Here is an 18,846-nt window from a genome sequence, read left to right as displayed (position 1 = left end):
GATCCGCCGGGGGATCCCGTCATGCAGCCGCGATTCTTCGCGATTCTCACCGCCCTGCTCCTGGGCGTCCTGGGCCTGTGCTCGGTGGCCGTCACCGACTGGTCGCCCGCGGCGGCCGACACGGCCCCGGCCTCCTCGACCGCGCCGGGAGGCGGTGCGAGCGCCCGGCCGGCCGTCGGCGGGGCGGGCGCCACCCCGACCGGGGACCCGGCGGTGTGGACCCGCTCGACGCTGCGCAACAAGATGATGGCCGAGATGGACGCCACCGACCCCGGCGTCGCCCTCGCCGACCTCGACAGGATCACCAAGGAGAAGCCGTACACCGTGCGCTTCTGCCACCCGATCGCGCACGAGCTCGGCCACGCGGCGGTCAAGCGCTACCACGAGGACTTCCAGAAGGTCATCTCCTTCCCGCACGAGACCTGCGCGGCCGGCTACCTGCACGGCGCGGTCGAGGAGATGCTCAACGCCTCCACCCAGCCCGAGGTGGACCTGCTCAAGCTGTGCGCGCCCAAGAACACCGGCCCCTGCATCCACGGCGTCGGCCACGGCACGATGTTCGTCGCCAAGCAGGACGTCGCCAAGGCCCGCGACCTGTGCAACAAGTTCACCACCGAACAGAACCGGATCCGCTGCTCCGAGGGCCTGTTCATGCAGCTCTTCGGCCCGGACGAGGAGGACGAGCAGGCCAAGGCCAACCTGCCCGCCGACAAGCTCGCCCAGGACCCGCTGTACCCGTGCAAGGACCAGCCGTCGCTGTTCCAGTCCGCCTGCTACTTCTACGCCCCGACCTTCTACCTGTCCTCGCACGACTACCCGAACCACCCCGAGGTCTACGCCGACGCCCTCAAGTGGTGCCTCAACGGCAAGGCCAACGGCGGGGCTGTGGACTGCAGCCGGGGCGTCGGCTCGCGGACCATGAAGTACAACCTGGACCGCGAGGACTGGGCCGCCCAGCAGTGCGCCACCGCCGCCGACGGCTGGCAGCGCAAGGCCTGCGCGGAGGGGCTGGTCAGCTACTACACGGTCAACTACACGGACGGCGGGGCGGCCGGGCGGCTCTGCGCGAAGATCACCAACAAGGAGATGCAGGGGTACTGCCGTTCGGCGGGCGGTCTGTCCGGCTCGCTGGACTGACCGCCGGACCGGTCGGCGAACCGGTCGTCCCCGTCCCAGCTGCTGGGCCCGCGCCGCACGGCGCGGGCCCGCTTGCGTAGGATCACCCGACCATCGCCCGATCAGGGTCGCGTCGAGGAAGCCGCGCCCGGCCCGGTCCCACCCACGGCCTCCCCGGAGCACGCCATGACCACCGAGGACTTCCGCAGCGCCGCCCGCGCCACCGCCGACCTGGTCTCCGACTACCTCGCCGAGCTGCCCGCCCGCCCGGTCTGGCAGCCGATGGGCGACGAGGCCCGGCAGGCCCTGCTCGACGCCCCGCTGCCCGCCGAGGGCCGCCCGCTCGGCGAACTGCTGGCCGCCGTCGAGCGGGACGTCCTCCCTCACCCCATGGGCAACGGCCACCCGCGTTTCTTCGGCTGGGTCAACTCCGCCCCGGCCCCCGCCGGGGTACTCGCCGCCCTCGCCGCCGCCGCGATGAACCCCAGCTCGGCCGGCGGCGACCACGCCGACGTCCACCTGGAACGCGCCGTCGTCCGCTGGATCGCCGAACTGGTCGGCTTCCCGCACCCGGCCGGCGGCGGGCTGCTCACCTCCGGCACCTCGATGGCGACCATCGTCTGCCTCGCCGCGGCCCGCAACCGGGCCGCCCGCCGGGCCGGGCACGACGTCCGCGAGGACGGCCTGGCCGGGCTGCCGCCGCTGGTCGGCTACGCCACCGGCGAGACCCACTCCTGCGTCCGCAAGGCCGCCGAACTCCTCGGCCTCGGCAGCAGGCACCTGCGCACCGTCGCCACCGGCCCCGACGGACGGCTCGACCCCGCCGAGCTGCGGGCGGCCGTCGAGCGCGACCGCGCGGCCGGACTGCTGCCCTTCCTGGTCGTCGCCTCGGCCGGCACCGTCGGCACCGGTGCCGTGGACGAGTTCGGCCCGATCGCCGACCTCTGCGAGGAGCAGGGCCTGTGGCTGCACGTGGACGGGGCGTACGGCGCCTTCGGCCGCCTCGACCCCGCGATCGCCCACCGCTACGCCGGGCTGGAGCGCGCCGACTCGCTCGCCCTGGACCCGCACAAGTGGCTCGGCGTCCCGGTCGACTGCGGCTGCGCGCTGGTCCGCGACGCCGGCGAACTGCGCGCCGCCTTCAGCCTCGTCCCGTCCTACCTGCGCGACGAGGCAGCCGGGGCGCTCGGCTGGTTCTCCGAGTACGGCACCGAGCAGACCCGCCCGTTCCGCGCCCTCAAGGTCTGGGCCACCATCGCCCACCGCGGCCGCACCGGCCTCGCCCGGGACATCGCCCGCTGCACCGCCCTCGCCCGACGGCTCGGTGAACTCGTCGAGGCCGACGAGGAGTTGGAGCTGCTGGCGGAGGTGCAGACCTCCATCGTCGCGTTCCGCCACCGGGCCCCCGGACTGGACGGGGCCGGACTGAACGCCCTCAACCGCGACCTGCCGGTCGCCGTCCAGCGGCGCGGCCGGGTCTTCGTCACCGGCGCCCGGTTCGACGGGCGGGAGATGCTCCGCGCCTGCCTGCTCAACGCCACGACCACCGAGGAGGACCTCCACCTCCTGCTCGCCGAGGTGAAGGCCGCCGCCCGCACGCTGCTGCCGTAACACACCGTGGTGGGTCTTAACCACCAGGTCACGGCCGCTTCGCGATCAGGAAACACCGCTCGGGCACGGTGGAGGCCATGGAGCACACGAAGCCTTCCCTCCACCGCGCCCGCCGCTGGCGCCGCGACACCGTCGAGCTCGCCGCCGCCTTCCTCTCCGTCACCGCGGCCGACCTGATCGCGAAGGTCGTCCTCCACGGTTCCGACGGCCCGGTCGTCCTCGCCGGCTCCGCCGTCGCGCTGCTCGCCGCCGCCCTGCTGCACGCCTGGTGGTCCCCGCACGCCCCTCCCCCGACCGTCCTGTGGCGGGTGCGCACCACGGCGCTCGCCCACACCGCCGCCACCCTCGCCGAGCACCGGATCACGCTGCTCTCGTTCCACCCCCACCCGGCGGCCGACGAACTCTTCCTCCGCACGCCGCACACCTTCACCCCGACCGCCCTGACCGCCCTCCTCACCAGCAGCGGCCACAGCCTCCAGGACGTCCCGACCCGGATCGCCTGACCCGGACGGGGCTCAGCCCTGGTCGGCCGGACGGCTGCTCGTTCTCCATGTCCGCCGTGTCGGCTCCTTCGCGCAGACAGATGTCCACCGGATCGCCGGATGACAGGTCGGCACCCGACTCGCCCGCGTCCATCACCGGGATCCGGCAGCAGCCGGGGGCCGAACACGACGGACCGGCGGCGGGTGCCTGAGCAGGCATCCGCCGCCGGTCCGTTCCCGTCCGCTCAGCCCCGGGTCGCGGGCTGGATCACGCACACCGCGTTGCCCAGCATGCTGCCGAAGCCCCCGAGCAGGGCGCCGGTCACGGCTCTGCAGGTGGCCGCCTCCTCGGGGGTCTTGGGGCCGTTGTTTCCGGTGTTGCTGGTGCTGTTGACGCTGGTGCCGGCGGCGGCCGACTGGGCGAGGGCCATCGGCGCGGCCAGCAGCAGGGCACAACAGACGGCGGCGAGTGCGGAGTTCTTCACGGACATCGGGGAGCCCCTTCGGATCGGGATGGGTTCGGCGGAGAAGCCGAGCCATCCCTATCCGAAGGGGCTCCCACGGTCACGGACCCTGGGCCATCCGTGAGCGTGTCCGGTCAAGACCCGGTCAGGCCGCGCTCCGTGCCACCGCCCGGATGGCGGCGGCGAGTTCGAGCACCCCGTGCTCCTTCAGCACCCCGTAGTGGTCCCCGGCCAGTTCCACCACGGTGGGCGGGGCGGCCGAGTAGCCGGTGCTGCCCTCGATGAACGAGTAGTCGTCGCCCGAGGCCTTGAAGACGGTCACCGGCGCCGCCAGCCGCCGCTCGGCCAGCTCGCGGAAGCTGTACTCGAACTCGTACGTCCCGCCCACGATCCGGGTGATCCGGCGGATCACCTCCTCGCCCAGCGCGGGCAGCATCCGGTGCACGCACGCCACGAAGGTGTCCTCGTCGACGGTCTCGGCCAGGCAGCGTTCCAGCTCGGGCCCGCTGATCGCGCCCGCGAACACCGAGAACAGGACGGTCACGTACCCGGGGTCGGCGTACGAGGCCTCGCGGCCGTGCCGCCGCCCGTCGGCCCGGCGGACCTCCGGGTTGCCCGGGCAGATCAGCAGGACGTCCGCGACCTCGTGGCCGGCCCGCTCCAGCTGCCAGGCCGCCTCGAAGGCGACCCGGGCGCCGAAGGAGTAGCCCCACAGCGTGTACGGGCCCTCCGGCTGCACCCGGCGCAGCTCGGCGACGTCGGCGGCGGCCGTCTCCCGGATGGTGGCGTACGGGGTCTCGCCCTCGTTGATGCCGTACGCCTGGACGCCGTAGAAGGCGCGCCCGTCGCTCGCCTCCCGGCCGAGCAGCCGCAGGTTCATCGGGTAGCCGCCCAGCCCGGGCCAGCAGAACACCGGCCGGCCCCGCTCCCCCGTCCGCAGCGGCACCAGCCGGGAGGCCCCGGCCGCGTCGGCGCCCGCGCCCGCGGCGGCGGCGTCCGCGATCCGCGCCGCCAGGTCGCCCAGCCGCGGACACTCGAACACCACCTGGAGCGGCAGCGAGGTCCCGAACTCGCGGTTGACCCGGTTGACCAGCGCGACGGCGATCAGCGAGTTGCCCCCGACGGCGAAGAACTCGTCCGCCACCGACACCTCCTCGTACTTCAGCGCCTGCCCCCAGACCTCGGCCAGCCGTCGCTCGTGCTCGGTGCGCGGGGCGACGTACTCGCTGCGGGCCCCGGCCGTGCGGACGGCCTCGGAGGCGGCGAGGACCTTGAGATCGACCTTGCCGTTCGCGGTGAGCGGCAGGGCGTCGACGATCAGCACCCGGTTGGGCAGCATGTAGTCGGGCAGCAGGTTGGCGAGCTCGTCCTTGATGATCTCGGCCGGTCCCTTCATGTGCACGGTGTCCTCGTGCATGCCCTCGCTGCGGATCTGCTCCTCGCTCACCCTGCCGCCGAGGAAGAAGTACGACGGGCCGGCGGCGATGCCGAGCGAGTCGAGGATCCCGTCGATCCGGCGCGCCGCGGGCAGCGGGTGGCCGGACCTGGAGCTGTAGCCGGAGGACATGAAGCCCAGACCGAGGCCGTTGCGCTGGAGGTGGTGCAGCTTGCTGCCGAGCGCGACGTACTCCAGCCAGTCGGCGCAGCCGCGGCTCACCGCGGTGATGCCGAACGCGGCCCGGGCGTACACCGCCTGGTTGATCGCGATGACCTGCCGGGACTCCACCACCTCGTCCGCGACCCGGGTCAACTCGCCGTCGGCGTACCGGTAGAGGCCGGCCGGCAGGCCGTCCACCCGGTCCTCGTGGGCCTGGACGTACAGCTCGGTGTGCTCCTGCGGCGCCCGGCCGCGGTTGCGGTCGACGGTGAAGCTGCCCAGGTAGTGGTCCTCCTCGGCGACGTCCAGCCGCCGCTTGACGGCCGGTTCGAAGCCGAGCGGGCGCACCTCCAGCCCGTACTGGGGCAGCACCTCCTCCAGGACGCCCAGCATGTGGCCGGTCTCGAACTCCAGCACCTCGCGGATGTTGTTCCGGTACACCGGCTCGATCGCGCCGGTCTTCCCGGAGAAGTGCAGCGTCAGGTACGGCTCCGCGCCGGTGGTGGCGTCCCCGATCCGGATCAGGCCGTGCTCGACCGGGTGGTAGTAGTACAGCCCGGCCGCCAGCCCGTCCAGGCCGCCGGTCTCCAGGTAGAGCTGGGTCGCGTACAGCGCGCCGGGCGAGGCGTAGGCGTACTTGGGCAGCAGCCGCTCCTCACTGTGGAACTGGCCGAACCAGCGCAGCAGGTGGCCGAGTTCGGGGAAGCTCAGCAGGCCGAGTGCGCGCCCGAAGGGGCCGGCCGGGCGGGGGGCGAGCAGCGCGGTGAGGTCCTCGCGGGTGACCGGGCCTCCGTCGTAGAAGCGGTAGGTCTTGCGGGCGAACACATCCCGGCGCTGGGCCTCGCCCTCGCGCCGGCCGGGCAGTTCGACCTTGGGCCGCCCGGCCAGCTGGGCCGGGTCGCGCACGCCGGGGTCGGACAGCTGGGCCCTGACCTGCAGCCGGCTGGCCTTGGACTGGTGGTGGCCGCCGTGGTTGCCCTGGTCCATCAGGGCGGCCTCGCGCGGGTTGAGCTCGACGCAGGCGACCAGGTCCTGGTGGCCGGTGCGCTCATCGCCGGTGACGACGGCGGCCGAGCGGCGGACCCAGGTGTGCTCCTCGATCGCCCGGGCGATCTCGTCCAGTTCGACCCGGTAGCCGCGCAGCTTGACCTGATTGTCGACCCGGCCGGCGAACTGGAGGGTGCCGTCCAGGTTCCAGTGCACCAGGTCGCCGGTGCGGTACAGCTTCTCGGCCGGGGCGAACGGGGACGGCACGAAGCGCTCGGCGGTCAGCTCGGGCCGGTGCAGGTAGCCGCGGGCCAGCTGGACGCCGCCGATGTACAGCTCGCCGACGTCCCCGAGGCCGACCGGGGCCAGCCGCTCGTCCAGGACGTAGCACTGGGTGTTGTCCACCGGCCGCCCGATCGGCACCGAGCCGGCGCCCTCGCCGAGCGCGGCCGGGTCGACCACGTGCGCGGTGGCGTTGATGGTGCACTCGGTCGGGCCGTAGAGGTTGACCAGCGAGGCCCAGGGCAGCGCGCCGCCCAGCTCCCGGGCCAGCCGCAGCGAGAGCGCCTCGCCGCCGGAGAACAGCCTGGTCAGGCCGGTGCAGTCGGTGAAGCCCTCGGTGTCCAGCAGGGCCTGCAGCAGGGTCGGCACGCACTGCAGCGCGCTCACCCCGTGCCGGCGGACGGCGGCGACCAGCGCCGCCGGGTCCCGGTACAGGCCGGGCGTGCCCGCCACCACCCGGGCGCCGACGGCCGGGGCGAGGATCTCCCACTGGGCGGCGTCGAAGCTCATCGGGGTCTTCTGCAGCACGGTGACCCCGGGGTCGAGGTGCCCGGCGGTGAGCATCCAGCGCAGCTGGGAGACCACCGCGCCGTGCTCGATCTGCACGCCCTTGGGGCGGCCGGTGCTGCCGGAGGTGTAGATCACGTAGGCCAGCGACTCCGGCACCGGACCGCTCCCGTCGGTGCGGTCGTGGACCGTCGGCGCCTCCTCGAAGGTGAGGATCGCGGTGCCGGCCGGGACCAGTGCGGCCAGCCGGTCGCGCAGGTGCTCCTGGGTGAGGACGATCCGGGTGTCGCTGTCCTCGATCATGTAGCGGAGCCGGTCCTCGGGGTACTCGGGCGACAGCGGCAGGTAGCCGGCCCCGGCGTACAGGACGCCCCAGGCCCCGGCGATCAGGTCGACGGAGGGTTCGACGTACAGGCCGACGCAGCCGTCCGGCCCGGCGCCGAGTTCGCGCAGCCCCGCGGCCAGGCCGCGGGCCCGCTCGGACAGCTCAAGGAAGGAGAGGTGGTCGTCCTCGCCCACCACGGCCGGGGAGGCGGGCCGGGTGCGGACCTGCCGGTCGAGCAGTCCGGTCAGCGCGGTGCCGGCCGGGGCCCGGCGGGCGTGCGGGAGGGTGGCGGCGTCGGCGGCGGCGGAGGTGGTGGGGACGGCGGTGGTGTCGCGCATGGGAAGGCCTCAGGTGCGTGGGATTCGTGGACGTACGGTCCCCGGCGGGCCTGCTCACCAGGAGCGCCGGGCACGGACTCCACCGTCGGCCGCCCGCTGTCCCGGCCGCATGAGGCACCGGTCTGGACCTGTGACGGGGTCGTCCCGGTGGGGCGGCCGCGCGCACCCGCGGGCATTCGTGCGTTCACGATCACGTAACCGGCCGGAAGCGAGCTCTCGGTAGCGTCGGCCCCATGACGGCATCCCGCACTCGCCTCGAACGGCTCTGGCACCGGCCCTTCCGCAGGTCGAACCGCAGGTGCGCGGCGCCCGAGACCCAGGGCGCCCGGCTGCCCGGGCCCGCCGGCGGTCCGTACCGGCCGGCCCGCCCGCACCCGGCCCCGGCCGCGCGGGCCGGGGAGGCGGCGTCCCGGCTGTCCCTGCCGGACGGGACCGGGCTGGTGCTGCGCCCGGCCGGACCGGCCGACAAGGCGGCGGCCCTGGCGATGCACCGCCGCTGCTCCCCCGCCGCGCTGCGGCTGCGCTACCACGGGCCGGTCCGGGACGCCGGCCGCTACCTGGACCACCTGCTGGACCCGCGGCACGGCCGCAGCCTGGTCGTGGCCGCCCCGGACGGGCAGGTCCTCGCGCTCGGGCACCTGATGTGGGACGACGGGGAGGCGGAGCTGGCCGTCCTGGTCGAGGACGCCTGGCAGCGGCGCGGGCTGGGCCTGGCCCTGCTGCGGCGGCTGACCGCGACGGCCCGGGCGACCGGGATCGGCACGGTGTACGCGGTGACCCAGGCCGCCAACGCCGGGCTGATCGCCGCGATGCGCCGGCTGGCGGCGCCGCTGGACTTCCGCGCCGAGGACGGCACCCTGGTGATCACCGCCACCCTGGCCGCCGGCGCCGCGGCCGCCCCCGCACCCTTCCCGGGCCGCTGATCATTTCTTCACCACATCCTCACCGGATGCCCCGGGAACCCGGGACCGGCGGCGGAGCGTCCCCGGGGGAACGAAGGTCCCTCCGTACACCGCCGTTCTTGACGGGCCGTCAGTGGCCCCCGCGGCCGCGTCGCAGCAGGCGGCGCGGGATCCGGATCGTCCGGTCGGGCGACGGAGTCGGTAGGCTGACCCCGTCCCCGCCGCCCGACGGCCCGTTATCCGGCCACCGGGCGGTGCCGCAGCAAGGAGGAACCACTGAGCATGGCAGGCACCGAATCGGAGCCCACAGGCGCACGCGACGCCTCGCTGCCGGCCCGCGCCAAGATCGCGGTCACGGCCGGCAAGGTCGCCGCCGCCGTGTCCCGCAAGGCCGGTCGCGGAAGCGGCTCGGTGATCGGCGGCAAGGTCGCCCTCAGGCTCGACCCCGATCTGCTCGCCACCCTCGCCGACCACCTCGACGTCGTCCTGGTCAGCGCGACCAACGGCAAGACCACCACCACCCGCCTGATCGCCGAGGCGCTGCGCGCCGCCGGCCCGGTGGTCTCCAACGCCCTGGGCGCCAACATGCCGGCCGGCATCACCTCCGCGCTGGCCGGTGGCACGGACGCCCGCTTCGGCGTGATCGAGGTCGACGAGAAGTACCTGGCGACGGTCGCCCGCGACACCCACCCCAAGGCGATCGCCCTGCTCAACCTCTCCCGCGACCAGCTCGACCGCGCCGCCGAGACCCGCATGATGGCGGAGAAGTGGCGCGAGGGCCTCCAGGACACCGAGGCCGTGGTCATCGCCAACGCCGACGACCCGCTGGTGACCTGGGCCGCCTCCTCCTGCAAGAAGGTGGTCTGGGTGGCCGCCGGACAGGCCTGGAAGGAGGACGCCTGGTCCTGCCCCGCGTGCGGCGGTGTGATGCAGCGCCCGGGCGACGACTGGTTCTGCCAGGAGTGCGGCTTCCGGCGCCCCAACCCGCACTGGGCGCTCCAGGGCACCCACGTGATCGACCCGCAGCGCGGCGCCTGGCCGATCCAGCTGCAGCTGCCCGGCCGGGCCAACCTGGCCAACGCCACCAGCTCGGCCGCCGTCGCCGCCGTGTTCGGCGTCTCCCCGCAGGTCGCGCTGGAGCGGATGCGTTCGGTGACCGCCGTGGCCGGCCGCTACGACGTGGTCCAGTACCAGGGCCGGGACATCCGACTGCTGCTCGCCAAGAACCCGGCCGGCTGGCTGGAGACGTTCTCGCTGATCGACGGCCCGCCGGCCCCGGTCCTGCTCTCGGTCAACGCCCTCGACGCCGACGGCACCGACACCTCCTGGCTGTGGGACGTCGACTACGAGCGCCTCGCCGGGCACCCCGTCTTCGTGATGGGCCAGCGCAAGCTGGACCTGGCCGTCCGCCTGGAGGTCGCCGGACTGCAGTTCCACGTGGTGGACACCCTGGAGCAGGCCGTCCGGATGGCCCCGCCCGGCCGGATCGAGGCCATCGCCAACTACACCGCCTTCCAGCAGCTGCGGAAGGTCGTGGCCGGCTGATGCCGCGCCCGCACACCAGTCTTTTCGTGACGGAAGGCCTTCGAGGATGAGTGAGAGCAGCCTGCGCGTGGTCTGGGTCTACCCCGACCTGCTCAGCACCTACGGCGACCGGGGCAACGCCCTGGTCGTGGAGCGCCGGGCCCGCCAGCGCCACCTCAACGTGACCCGGATCGACGTCCGGTCCGACCAGGCGATCCCCACCAGCGGGGACATCTACCTGATCGGCGGCGGCGAGGACCGTCCGCAGCGGCTGGCCGCCGAGCGGCTGCGCGCCGACAGCGGCCTGGTGCGGGCCGCCGAGAACGGCGCGATCATCTTCGGCGTCTGCGCCGGTTTCCAGATCATGGGCCACGAGTTCGTCAACGACCTCGGCGAGCGCGAGCAGGGCCTCGGCCTGCTGGACGTCTGGACCACCCGCGGCGAGGGCGCCCGCTGCGTCGGCGACGTGCTGGCCGACATCGACCCGCGCCTCGGACTGCCGCAGCTGACCGGCTTCGAGAACCACCAGGGCGTCACCCACCTCGGCCAGGGCGCCCAGCCGTTCGCGACCGTCACCGTCGGCCGGGGCAACGGCACCGGCGACGGCACCGAAGGCGCCTGGCGGGACACCGTCTTCGGCACCTACATGCACGGTCCGGTGCTGGCCCGCAATCCCGCCGTCGCCGACATGCTGATCCGGCTGGCGCTGGACGTCAACGCCCTGCCGCCGGCCGACACCACCTGGTACGACGCGCTGCGCGCCGAGCGCATCGCCGCCGCGACGCGCCCCGCGTAGTACCGGGCGGTAGCACGCGGTAGTACGCGGTGAGTACCGCGGTAGTACCCCAACGACGCACCCCGCGTCGTACGACCGGACGCCCGCCCGGGTGCCCGCGATGCGGTCACCCGGCCCGCGGGCGGCCCCGGACGTACGACAATGGGGCTGCCGGCTGCACACCCTCCTCGGCAGCAGGCCGCAATTCCGCGCGGGGGCGCCGACGGCGCCGCCCCCGCGTCGGCTCCTGCCCGGCCGGACCAGGGGCCGTATGCTCGACTTCACGGCCGTTTTCGGACCTTCTGTCCGGATCGGCCGGTCCTTCACCCCGCGGCCACCTCCCCGCCATCCCGGTGTGGGAACGCCTCGTTACGGTGTCGGCTCGTCGTCCCAGCCTGTGGTCCGGCCGTTCCTCGGTTCTGCTCGGGAGTTGCAAAGCTAATGCGTATCGGAGTGCTGACCAGTGGCGGTGACTGCCCCGGCCTGAACGCGGTGATCCGTTCCGTGGTGCACCGGGGGGTGGTCGACCACGGCGACGAGATCATCGGGTTCGAGGACGGTTGGCGCGGTTTCCTGGAAGGGCACCACCGCCCCCTGACCCTGGACTCGGTGAGCGGCATCCTCGCCCAGGGCGGCACCATCCTCGGCTCCTCCCGGGTGCAGCCGAGCCACCTGCGCGACGGCGTCGAGCGGGCCAAGAAGTACTGCTCGGACCTCGGCCTGGACGCGGTGATCCCGATCGGCGGCGAAGGCACCCTGAAGGCCGCCAAGCTGATGAGCGACGCGGGCCTGCCGATCGTCGGCGTGCCGAAGACCATCGACAACGACATCGCCGCCACCGACGTGACCTTCGGCTTCGACACCGCCGTGTCCGTCGCCACCGAGGCCCTGGACCGGCTGAAGACCACCGCGGAGTCCCACCAGCGGGTCATGGTCGTCGAGGTCATGGGCCGGCACACCGGCTGGATCGCGCTGAACGCGGGCATGGCGGCCGGCGCCCACGCCATCGTCGTCCCGGAGCGCCCGTTCCACATCGAGAAGCTCACCGCCGTCGTCCGCGAGCGCTTCGACCGGCAGAAGAAGTTCGCCATCGTGGTCTGCGCCGAGGGCGCCAAGCCCGAGCCCGGCACCATGCACTGGGAGGAGGGCACCAAGGACATCTACGGCCACGAGCGCTTCACCGGCATCGCCACCCAGCTCTCCCGCGAGCTGGAGCACCGCCTCGGCAAGGAGGCCCGCCCGGTGATCCTCGGTCACACCCAGCGCGGCGGCACTCCGACGGCCTACGACCGGGTGCTCGCCACCCGCTTCGGCTGGCACGCCGTCGAGGCCGTCCACAAGGGCGCCTTCGGACACATCACCGCTCTGCAGGGCACCAACATCAACCTGGTGCCGCTGGCCGAGGCGGTCGCCGAGCTGAAGACCGTCCCGCAGGAGCGCTACCAGGAGGCCGAGACGGTCCTCTGAGCGTCGGCCGTCCGCGTGCGGGAACCCCCGGTCGCCCGGCCGGGGGCTCCCGCACGCCCGGCGGGCGGTCCCGCCGCCCGCCGGTTAGCGTGGGCCGGGGCGCGTGCCACCCGCCCCGGGAGCCCACCGGAGGGACGACGGCCCATGGAGATCCTGGCGTACGGAGTGCAGGCCGACGAACGGCCGCTGCTGGAACGGGCCTTCGCCGGCCGGCACGGGCTGCGCTGCCTGGACGTGTTCCTCAACCGCGACACCGCCCCGCTCGCCGCCGGGGCCCCGGCCGTCAGCAGCAGCGTCAACGCCGTGCTGGACGCCGAGACGCTCACCCTGCTGGCCGCCGGCGGCACCAAGCTGATCGCCCAGCGTTCCACCGGCTTCAACAACATCGACCTGGAGGCCGCCGCCGACCTCGGCCTCACCGTCGCCCGGGTCTCCCACTACAGCCCGTACGCCGTCGCCGAGCACGCCTGGGCCCTCGCCCTCGCCGTCAACCGCCGCCTCACCCGTGCCGCCAACCGCACCCGCGAGTTCGACTTCCGCCTGGACGGACTGCTCGGCCGGGACGTCCACGGGATGACCGTCGGGGTGATCGGCACCGGCAAGATCGGCGAGTGCTTCACCCGGATCGCGGCCGGCTTCGGCACCGAACTGCTCGGCTGGGACATCGCCGAGAACCCGGCCTGCCGCCAACTCGGCATGCACTACACCGAGTTGCCCGAACTCCTGTCCCGCGCCGACCTGATCAGCCTGCACGTCCCCCTCGTCCCGGCCACCCACCACCTCATCGACACCGCCGCCCTCGCCCGGATGAAGGACGACGCCATCCTCATCAACTCCAGCCGCGGCGGCCTCATCGACAGCGCCGCCCTGGTCGAGACCCTGCGCGCCGGACGCCTCTCCGGCGTCGGCCTGGACGTCTACGAGGAGGAGACCGGGGTCTTCTTCACCGACCGCTCCATCCACGGCATCACCGACGACACCCTCGCCCGCCTGGTCACCTTCCCCCAGGTCCTGGTCACCAGCCACCAGGCCTACTTCACCCACACCGCCGTCGGCCAGATCATCGACGCCACCGCCCGCAACATCGACGACTTCGCCGCGGGCCGGCGCAGTGCGAACGTCCTGGTGCCGAAGGCATGAACGGATCCGGTGCACGGTCCGGGTGCGGGTGCGGGTGCGGGCGGCCGCGTATATCGGCTGTAGATCAGCACCTGGGAAGGTCCTTCCCGTCGGCCGAACGGATCCGACGGATCCAGGCAGGAGGACCCTCACCATGGACTCCCAGCTGCTCTCCCCCCGGGACCACCGACCCGGCCCCGGTGAGCGCGAACTCCCCGAGTACGCACCGGAGATCGCGTCCCTGCGCTACGCACCCGACTCCCCCGAACACCGCTTCCGGCGCTACCGCGACACCCGGGTGCGGCTGCTCGCCGACGAGCCGCTGCGCGTCGCGGTGCTGCGGGCGCTGCTGAGGACCGGCTGCCGGGACATCGAGGTGGTCGCCGAGCCGTCCCGGTTCGCCGAGCTGAGCCGGGCCGCGGAGCAGGAGCGGCGCGACCCGGACCAGTGGGTGCACCTGACGGACGGGGCCGACGCCCCCGACGTGCCGGGCGTGCCGCACACCGGGGCCGTGCTGCAGGTCCGCACGGTACGCGGGGACTTCGAGACCGCGCGCCGGGCGCTGATCGCGACCGCGGAGCACTGCGCCGCCGCCGGTCTGACGCCCGCCCAGCTGCTGGTGGCCGACGACGAGGTCTGGTACGGGCCCACCCGGGCCCGGGCCGCGGCGGCCGGCTGGCACCGGCTGCTGCCGCCCTCCGCGGACGCCCGGCCGGTGCCGCTGGGCGGTGCCGACCCCGGCCTGCTCGCCGACCGGCTGGTCCTCGGCCTGTTCCGCGCCCTGACCGGTCCGGACGACCCGCCGCCCGCGCCCGGCTCCTCCGCCGACCCCGTACTGTCCCGCACCGACCTGCACACCCTCGCCGACTCCCGGCACCCGGCCCTCCCCCACCCGGCGGCCGTCACCGCCGGCCTCCGTACCGGGGGCGCCGACCCGACGCCCTCCGGGGACCCCGGCGCGGACCTGCTCACCCGCGCGGCACGCGTCGTCGACGCCCGGACCGGCCTGCTCGGCGCGGTCGACGAGGCGGACTTCGCCCAGTCGCCGCTCCGGGTCTGCCGCGCCGTCCCGCACGGCTACCGGGGCGGACCGCTGGACGCGCCGGCCATCGGCTCGGGCCTGGAAGCGGACGAGGCCCGGCTCGCGGCCGTGCTGGCCGGCCTGGCGGCCTACGCGGCGGACGCCGCCGCCTGCCGGACCGCCGACGAGGGCCGGGCCGCCGTCGAGGGCGTGGACCTGGCCGACGGACGGACGGTGCTGATCCCGGCCTCCGCGGCGTTCCCGGAGCGCGCTCCCGGGACCCGGCTGCGCGGTGCGGCCGGCGGCCGGTCCCCCGCGGAGGCGCACTGGCACGGCCTCGCCGACCAGGTCGAGGCGCTGCTCGCGCTGCCCGCCCACCCGGCCGGGCGGATCACCGCACTGGACCCGACGGACTTCGCGGCCGACCCCCGCACCGGCCACCTGCTGCGGCTGCTCGAAACGGTCGGCGAGCCCGCGCTGTACGACCTCACGACGGTGACCGGCGTGCCTGCCTGCGCCACCCGGCTCGGGCCCGCCGGGCAGGGCCCCGGCGCCGAGACCGTCGCCGCCGCCGGACGCGACCTGGCCGAGGCGGTCGCCCGCTCGGCCGAACGCGCGCTGCTGGCCCGGCAGTCCAGGAGGGAGGGGCAGCCCGCGTACCGGCCCGGGACGGTGCCGGGGATCACCGCGCTCGTGCCCGTGGCCGCCGCCGCGCAGCGCTCGGACGCCCCGGGCGCCGACCCGGCGGCCCCGCGCACCGGCCTGGCGGCCCTGGCCGCCGCCCTGCGGGCCACCACCGGCCTGCGGGCCGTCGCCGTCCCGCTGGACCGCGATCCACTGGCGACCGCCGTCCTGCCCGACCTCACCCGGGTGGTGCTGCTCCGTGACTGACCGGGCCCGGCCGGTGCTCGGCCTCCCGGTGCGGCGGGGCGCGAACCGAAGGCGTTGATTGTTCGTCAACCGGCGCCTGGGAAGCTGAGCGGGCGCGCACACGCCGTGCGCCTCCCGACCGATCAGGAGCCCCGATGAGCCTCGTTCCGTCCGCCGCCAAGCGTGCCGCCGTTCTCCTGCTGGGCCTCGCCGCCGGTGCGGCCCTGTTCTCCGCCACGGCCGGCGCGGCCTCCCCCGCCCCGGCGTCCACCCACCAGGCCGGCGGCTCGAACACCAAGCCGAACCCCGCGGAGTGGAACACCATCGCCTCCGTGGTGGTGCCGCCCCAGCAGGCCTGATCCGTCCGGCGACAGCGCGAGCGGCGGAGGCCCTGAAGTCCCCGGGCCTCCGCCGCTCGCGCTGACCGGCCGCCCCGCGCTCAGCCCCCGGACCGCACCCGGTCGCGGAACTCCCGCAGCTCCGCCGCCTCCGGCAGCCCCAGCGCGCTCAGCAGCTCGTACGCCCGGGCGGCGTGCTCCCCGGCCGCCGCCCGGTCGCCGAGCTCGGCCTCCGTCCGGGCCAGCACCTCCAGGGCGTACGCCCGGTCGCGTTCGCCGTCGCGCGCGGACTCCAGGTGGGCCACCGCCGACCGCGCCTGCGCCAAGGCCTCGTCCAGCCGCCCGACCGCACGCAGGGTGTCGGCGCGCCGGTAGCGGGTCATCGCCTCCTGGCGGGGCAGCCGGGCGGTCCGGCACAGTTCCAGGCACTCCCCGTAGGTGGCCAACGCCTCGTCGTGGCGGCCGAGTTCGTGCAGCGCCCGGCCGCGCAGCCCGAGCGCGTGGGCGGCCCCGTGGCTGTCCGGCGCGTCCCGCAGGGCGCGCAGTTCCTCGTCGCAGATCGCCACCGCCTGCGCGGCGTCGCCGTTGCGCAGCCGGGCGAGGGCGGCGTTCAGAGCGGTGGCGAGCGCGCCGGAACGGTGGCCGAGGCTGCGGGCCAGCAGGAGCGCCCGGTCGAAGCTGCGCACCGCGTCGGCGTGACGCTGCTGGAACAGGGCGATGACGCCCAGGTCGTTCCAGGTCTGACGGAGGATCACGGTGTCGTCGGCCCGTCGGCACGCCTCCGCGGCCCGGGTGGTGTGCTCGCGGGCCTCGTCGAGCCGGGTGGCCTGGAGCGCCACGTTGCCGCAGACGAAGCGGGCCCGGCCGGCCGCCCGGTCGTCCCCCGCCGGTTCGGCGGCCTCGGCCACCTCCCGGGCCACCGAGCCGAGCCGGGCGGACGGGACGTCCCGTCCGAAGGCACTGCACGCGACCAGCAGGTCCGCGGCGACGCCCAGCAGGGCGGGATCGGCGGCGGACCGCACCGCGACCCCGATGGCGTGGGCGATGCCGTCGAACTCCCGGACCAGCCAGGCCCTGGCCTCGGCCAGGTCACTGAACCGGGCGGCGTCCTCGACGGCGAAGGTGGTGCCGACCGGGTCCCCCGGCACCCCCCACTGAAAGGCCGCGACGGCACCGGCCAGCAGGAAGCGGAGCAGCCGGGCGGCCACCTGCGTCCGCCCGCGGTCGGCCAGCCGCTGCTCGGCGTAGTTGCGCAGCAGTTCGTGGTAGCGGTAGCGGCCGGGCTGCGGCGACTCCAGCAGCGCGGCGTCCACCAGGGACTCCAGCACCTCCTCCGCGTCCTCCCGGCCCAGGCCGAGCGCGGCGGCCGCCGAGTCCAGCGCGATCGTGGGCCAGGTGAACGGCGCGAGGGTGCGGAAGGCGTACGCCTGGACTCCGTTCAACTGCCGGTAGCCGTGCTCGAACACGGTGGTCACGGCCAGGCCGCCGACCCGCAGCTGGTCGATCCGGTGGCGCTCGTCGGTGAGCGCGGCGACCAGCCGGGCGAGTGCCCAGCGTGGACGGGCCGCCAGGCGGGCGGCGACGATCCGTACGGCCAGCGGCAGTCCGCCGCAGAGCTCGACCAGCTCCACGGCGGCGGCGGGCTCGGCGGCGAGCCGGTCCTCGCCGACCACCTGCCGCAGCAGTTCGAGGGCCTCGTCGGCGGCGAAGACGTCCAGGTCGACGTGGGCGCGGGCGGACAGTCCGGGCACCCGGGTGCGGCTGGTGACGATCACCGCGCAGTCGGCGGAGCCCGGCAGCAGCGGCCGCAGCCGGTCGAAGTCCCGGGCGTCGTCGAGCAGGAGCAGCACCCGGCGGCCGTCGAGCAGGCTGCGCAGCAGCCGGGAGCGGTCCTCGACGGCTCGCGGCAGCTCGGCGGCGGCGACGCCGAGCGCGGCGAGGAAGCTGCCGAGGACGGCGCCGGCGTCGGCGGGTTCGCCGCTGCTGCCACGCAGGTCGGCGTGGAGCTGGCCGTCGGGGTAGTGGTCCCGGACGGAGTGGGCGACCCGGACGGCCAGCGTGCTCTTGCCGATACCGCCCATGCCGCTGATCGAGACCACCGCGAGGGCGGCCCGGCCGGCCCCGGTCAGGGCCTCGGCCAGCTGTCGGACGGCGTCCGCGCGGCCGCTGAAGTCCGATATGTCCGGAGGGAGTTGGGCGGGCCGGACACTGCCGTCCCGCACCGCCGACGGGGCGACGGCCGCCGACGGCAGCAGCCCGGGATCGCCCGCCAGGATCCGGCCGTGCAGCTCGCTCAGCTCCGGGCCGGGGGCGAGTCCCAGCTCCGCGTCCAGCGTCCGCCGGGCGCGGGCGAAGACGGCGAGCGCGTCCGCCTGGCGCCCGGCTGCGTACAGGGCCTGCATCAGGAAGCCGGAGGCCCGCTCGCGCAGCGGGTGCTCCCGGACGAACGCGGTGAGGTCGGCGACCAGCGCGTCATGCCGGCCGCGCGTGAGGTCGACGGCGAAGCGCTGCTCCGTCAGCGCCAACCGCAGCTCGGCGAGGCGGGAGCGCTCGGTCTCGGCGAGCGGCCCGGGCACTCCGGCCAGCGGCTCACCCTGCCACAGTGCCAGCGCGTCGGCGAGCAGCGCGGCGCACTCCTCCTGTTCCCCCTGTCGCCAGGCCCGGGCGGCCGCCTCACCCAGCCGTTCGGCCCGGTGGGCGTCCACGGACTCGGGCGGTACGGCCAGCCGGTAGCCGTCACCGATCGAGGCGAGCAGCTGCACCGCGGGATCGCCTCCGTCCGGGGCCGCCAGCCGCTGGCGGATCCGCCAGGCGTAGGTCCGCAGAATCGTCACGGCGGACGACGGCGGGTCCTCGCCCCACAGCGCCCCGAGGAGTTCGTACAGGGTGACGGCGCGGCCGGCCCGCAGCAGCAGTACGGCCAGCATGGCCTGTTGCTGCGGCGGCCCGGGCGGAACGGGCCGTCCCTCGTTCTCGATGCCGAGCGGCCCGAGCAGGCTGAACCGCAACCGCGGCGCCCCGCACTCCTGTAGCACGTCCGTTCCCCCTGCCCCCCGACAAAGTTCGTCCACCTTACACACGGCGGAACTTTCTGCCAGGAGCGCCACAACCTGGCCGGACC

General features: G+C 74.8%; 13 protein-coding genes. 10 read left to right on the top strand and 3 right to left on the bottom strand.

Annotated features, from left to right (window positions below; translation table 11 throughout):
• Window positions 1-21: 21 nt before the first annotated feature.
• From ACZ6Z8_RS21185 to ACZ6Z8_RS21175, 3 genes are all read left to right on the top strand, one after another.
• Window positions 22-1,137, top strand: a complete 1,116-nt coding sequence (locus ACZ6Z8_RS21185; RefSeq protein ID WP_465611579.1) for a hypothetical protein — start codon at window positions 22-24, stop codon at window positions 1,135-1,137.
• A gap of 165 nt (window positions 1,138-1,302) precedes the next feature.
• Window positions 1,303-2,727 (top strand): pyridoxal phosphate-dependent decarboxylase family protein, encoded by a 1,425-nt coding sequence (locus ACZ6Z8_RS21180; protein WP_465611578.1) that lies wholly within the window; start codon window positions 1,303-1,305, stop codon window positions 2,725-2,727.
• A 77-nt stretch (window positions 2,728-2,804) separates the two neighbouring features.
• Window positions 2,805-3,230, top strand: coding sequence for a hypothetical protein (locus ACZ6Z8_RS21175; RefSeq protein WP_465611577.1), 426 nt, complete (start codon window positions 2,805-2,807; stop codon window positions 3,228-3,230).
• Window positions 3,231-3,454: 224 nt separating this feature from the next.
• Here the strand turns inward: ACZ6Z8_RS21175 and ACZ6Z8_RS21170 are convergent, their stop codons facing one another.
• Entirely contained in the window at window positions 3,455-3,700 is a 246-nt protein-coding gene (locus ACZ6Z8_RS21170) for a hypothetical protein (RefSeq protein ID WP_465611576.1), read from the bottom strand.
• 118 nt (window positions 3,701-3,818) lie between these two features.
• A complete protein-coding gene (locus ACZ6Z8_RS21165) occupies window positions 3,819-7,709 on the bottom strand; it encodes a non-ribosomal peptide synthetase family protein (RefSeq protein ID WP_465611575.1) in 3,891 nt (1,296 codons plus the stop codon).
• Window positions 7,710-7,942: 233 nt separating this feature from the next.
• On the opposite strand from ACZ6Z8_RS21165, the gene ACZ6Z8_RS21160 reads away from it, so the two are divergent.
• The 7 genes from ACZ6Z8_RS21160 (at window position 7,943) to ACZ6Z8_RS21130 (ending at window position 15,746) form a co-directional block, all read left to right on the top strand.
• A complete protein-coding gene (locus ACZ6Z8_RS21160) occupies window positions 7,943-8,632 on the top strand; it encodes a GNAT family N-acetyltransferase (RefSeq protein WP_465611574.1) in 690 nt (229 codons plus the stop codon).
• A 261-nt stretch (window positions 8,633-8,893) separates the two neighbouring features.
• Window positions 8,894-10,156 carry a MurT ligase domain-containing protein gene (locus tag ACZ6Z8_RS21155; RefSeq protein WP_380413930.1) on the top strand — a complete coding sequence of 421 codons (1,263 nt, stop codon included), beginning with the start codon at window positions 8,894-8,896 and terminating at the stop codon, window positions 10,154-10,156.
• A 46-nt stretch (window positions 10,157-10,202) separates the two neighbouring features.
• Window positions 10,203-10,931: a type 1 glutamine amidotransferase gene (locus ACZ6Z8_RS21150; protein WP_465611573.1), complete on the top strand. Its 729-nt coding sequence runs from the start codon at window positions 10,203-10,205 to the stop codon at window positions 10,929-10,931.
• A 420-nt stretch (window positions 10,932-11,351) separates the two neighbouring features.
• Window positions 11,352-12,377, top strand: a complete 1,026-nt coding sequence (locus tag ACZ6Z8_RS21145; RefSeq protein ID WP_360237049.1) for a 6-phosphofructokinase — start codon at window positions 11,352-11,354, stop codon at window positions 12,375-12,377.
• 144 nt (window positions 12,378-12,521) lie between these two features.
• Window positions 12,522-13,517: a 2-hydroxyacid dehydrogenase gene (locus ACZ6Z8_RS21140; protein ID WP_465611572.1), complete on the top strand. Its 996-nt coding sequence runs from the start codon at window positions 12,522-12,524 to the stop codon at window positions 13,515-13,517.
• A 133-nt stretch (window positions 13,518-13,650) separates the two neighbouring features.
• Complete coding sequence (locus tag ACZ6Z8_RS21135) at window positions 13,651-15,408, top strand: hypothetical protein (RefSeq protein WP_465611571.1); 1,758 nt, start codon at window positions 13,651-13,653, stop codon at window positions 15,406-15,408.
• Window positions 15,409-15,542: 134 nt separating this feature from the next.
• Complete coding sequence (locus ACZ6Z8_RS21130; protein ID WP_465611570.1) at window positions 15,543-15,746, top strand: hypothetical protein; 204 nt, start codon at window positions 15,543-15,545, stop codon at window positions 15,744-15,746.
• Window positions 15,747-15,826: 80 nt separating this feature from the next.
• Here ACZ6Z8_RS21130 and ACZ6Z8_RS21125 read toward each other — a convergent pair whose 3' ends face one another.
• Window positions 15,827-18,760, bottom strand: coding sequence for an AfsR/SARP family transcriptional regulator (locus ACZ6Z8_RS21125; RefSeq protein WP_465611569.1), 2,934 nt, complete (start codon window positions 18,758-18,760; stop codon window positions 15,827-15,829).
• Window positions 18,761-18,846: the final 86 nt, after the last annotated feature.

The organism is Kitasatospora sp. NPDC101108, from assembly GCF_055584725.1.
The sequence above is the reverse complement of the archived record's forward strand: the minus strand, read 5'-3'. Positions and strand labels throughout refer to the sequence as shown.

Bases quoted from the DNA above. Each gene is read 5' to 3' on its own strand.
- ACZ6Z8_RS21185 (WP_465611579.1), top strand. From the start codon at position 22: ATGCAGCCGCGATTCTTCGCGATTCTCACCGCCCTGCTCCTGGGCGTC.
- ACZ6Z8_RS21180 (WP_465611578.1), top strand. From the start codon at position 1,303: ATGACCACCGAGGACTTCCGCAGCGCCGCCCGCGCCACCGCCGACCTG.
- ACZ6Z8_RS21175 (WP_465611577.1), top strand. From the start codon at position 2,805: ATGGAGCACACGAAGCCTTCCCTCCACCGCGCCCGCCGCTGGCGCCGC.
- ACZ6Z8_RS21170 (WP_465611576.1), bottom strand. From the start codon at position 3,700: ATGTCCGTGAAGAACTCCGCACTCGCCGCCGTCTGTTGTGCCCTGCTG.
- ACZ6Z8_RS21165 (WP_465611575.1), bottom strand. From the start codon at position 7,709: ATGCGCGACACCACCGCCGTCCCCACCACCTCCGCCGCCGCCGACGCC.
- ACZ6Z8_RS21160 (WP_465611574.1), top strand. From the start codon at position 7,943: ATGACGGCATCCCGCACTCGCCTCGAACGGCTCTGGCACCGGCCCTTC.
- ACZ6Z8_RS21155 (WP_380413930.1), top strand. From the start codon at position 8,894: ATGGCAGGCACCGAATCGGAGCCCACAGGCGCACGCGACGCCTCGCTG.
- ACZ6Z8_RS21150 (WP_465611573.1), top strand. From the start codon at position 10,203: ATGAGTGAGAGCAGCCTGCGCGTGGTCTGGGTCTACCCCGACCTGCTC.
- ACZ6Z8_RS21145 (WP_360237049.1), top strand. From the start codon at position 11,352: ATGCGTATCGGAGTGCTGACCAGTGGCGGTGACTGCCCCGGCCTGAAC.
- ACZ6Z8_RS21140 (WP_465611572.1), top strand. From the start codon at position 12,522: ATGGAGATCCTGGCGTACGGAGTGCAGGCCGACGAACGGCCGCTGCTG.
- ACZ6Z8_RS21135 (WP_465611571.1), top strand. From the start codon at position 13,651: ATGGACTCCCAGCTGCTCTCCCCCCGGGACCACCGACCCGGCCCCGGT.
- ACZ6Z8_RS21130 (WP_465611570.1), top strand. From the start codon at position 15,543: ATGAGCCTCGTTCCGTCCGCCGCCAAGCGTGCCGCCGTTCTCCTGCTG.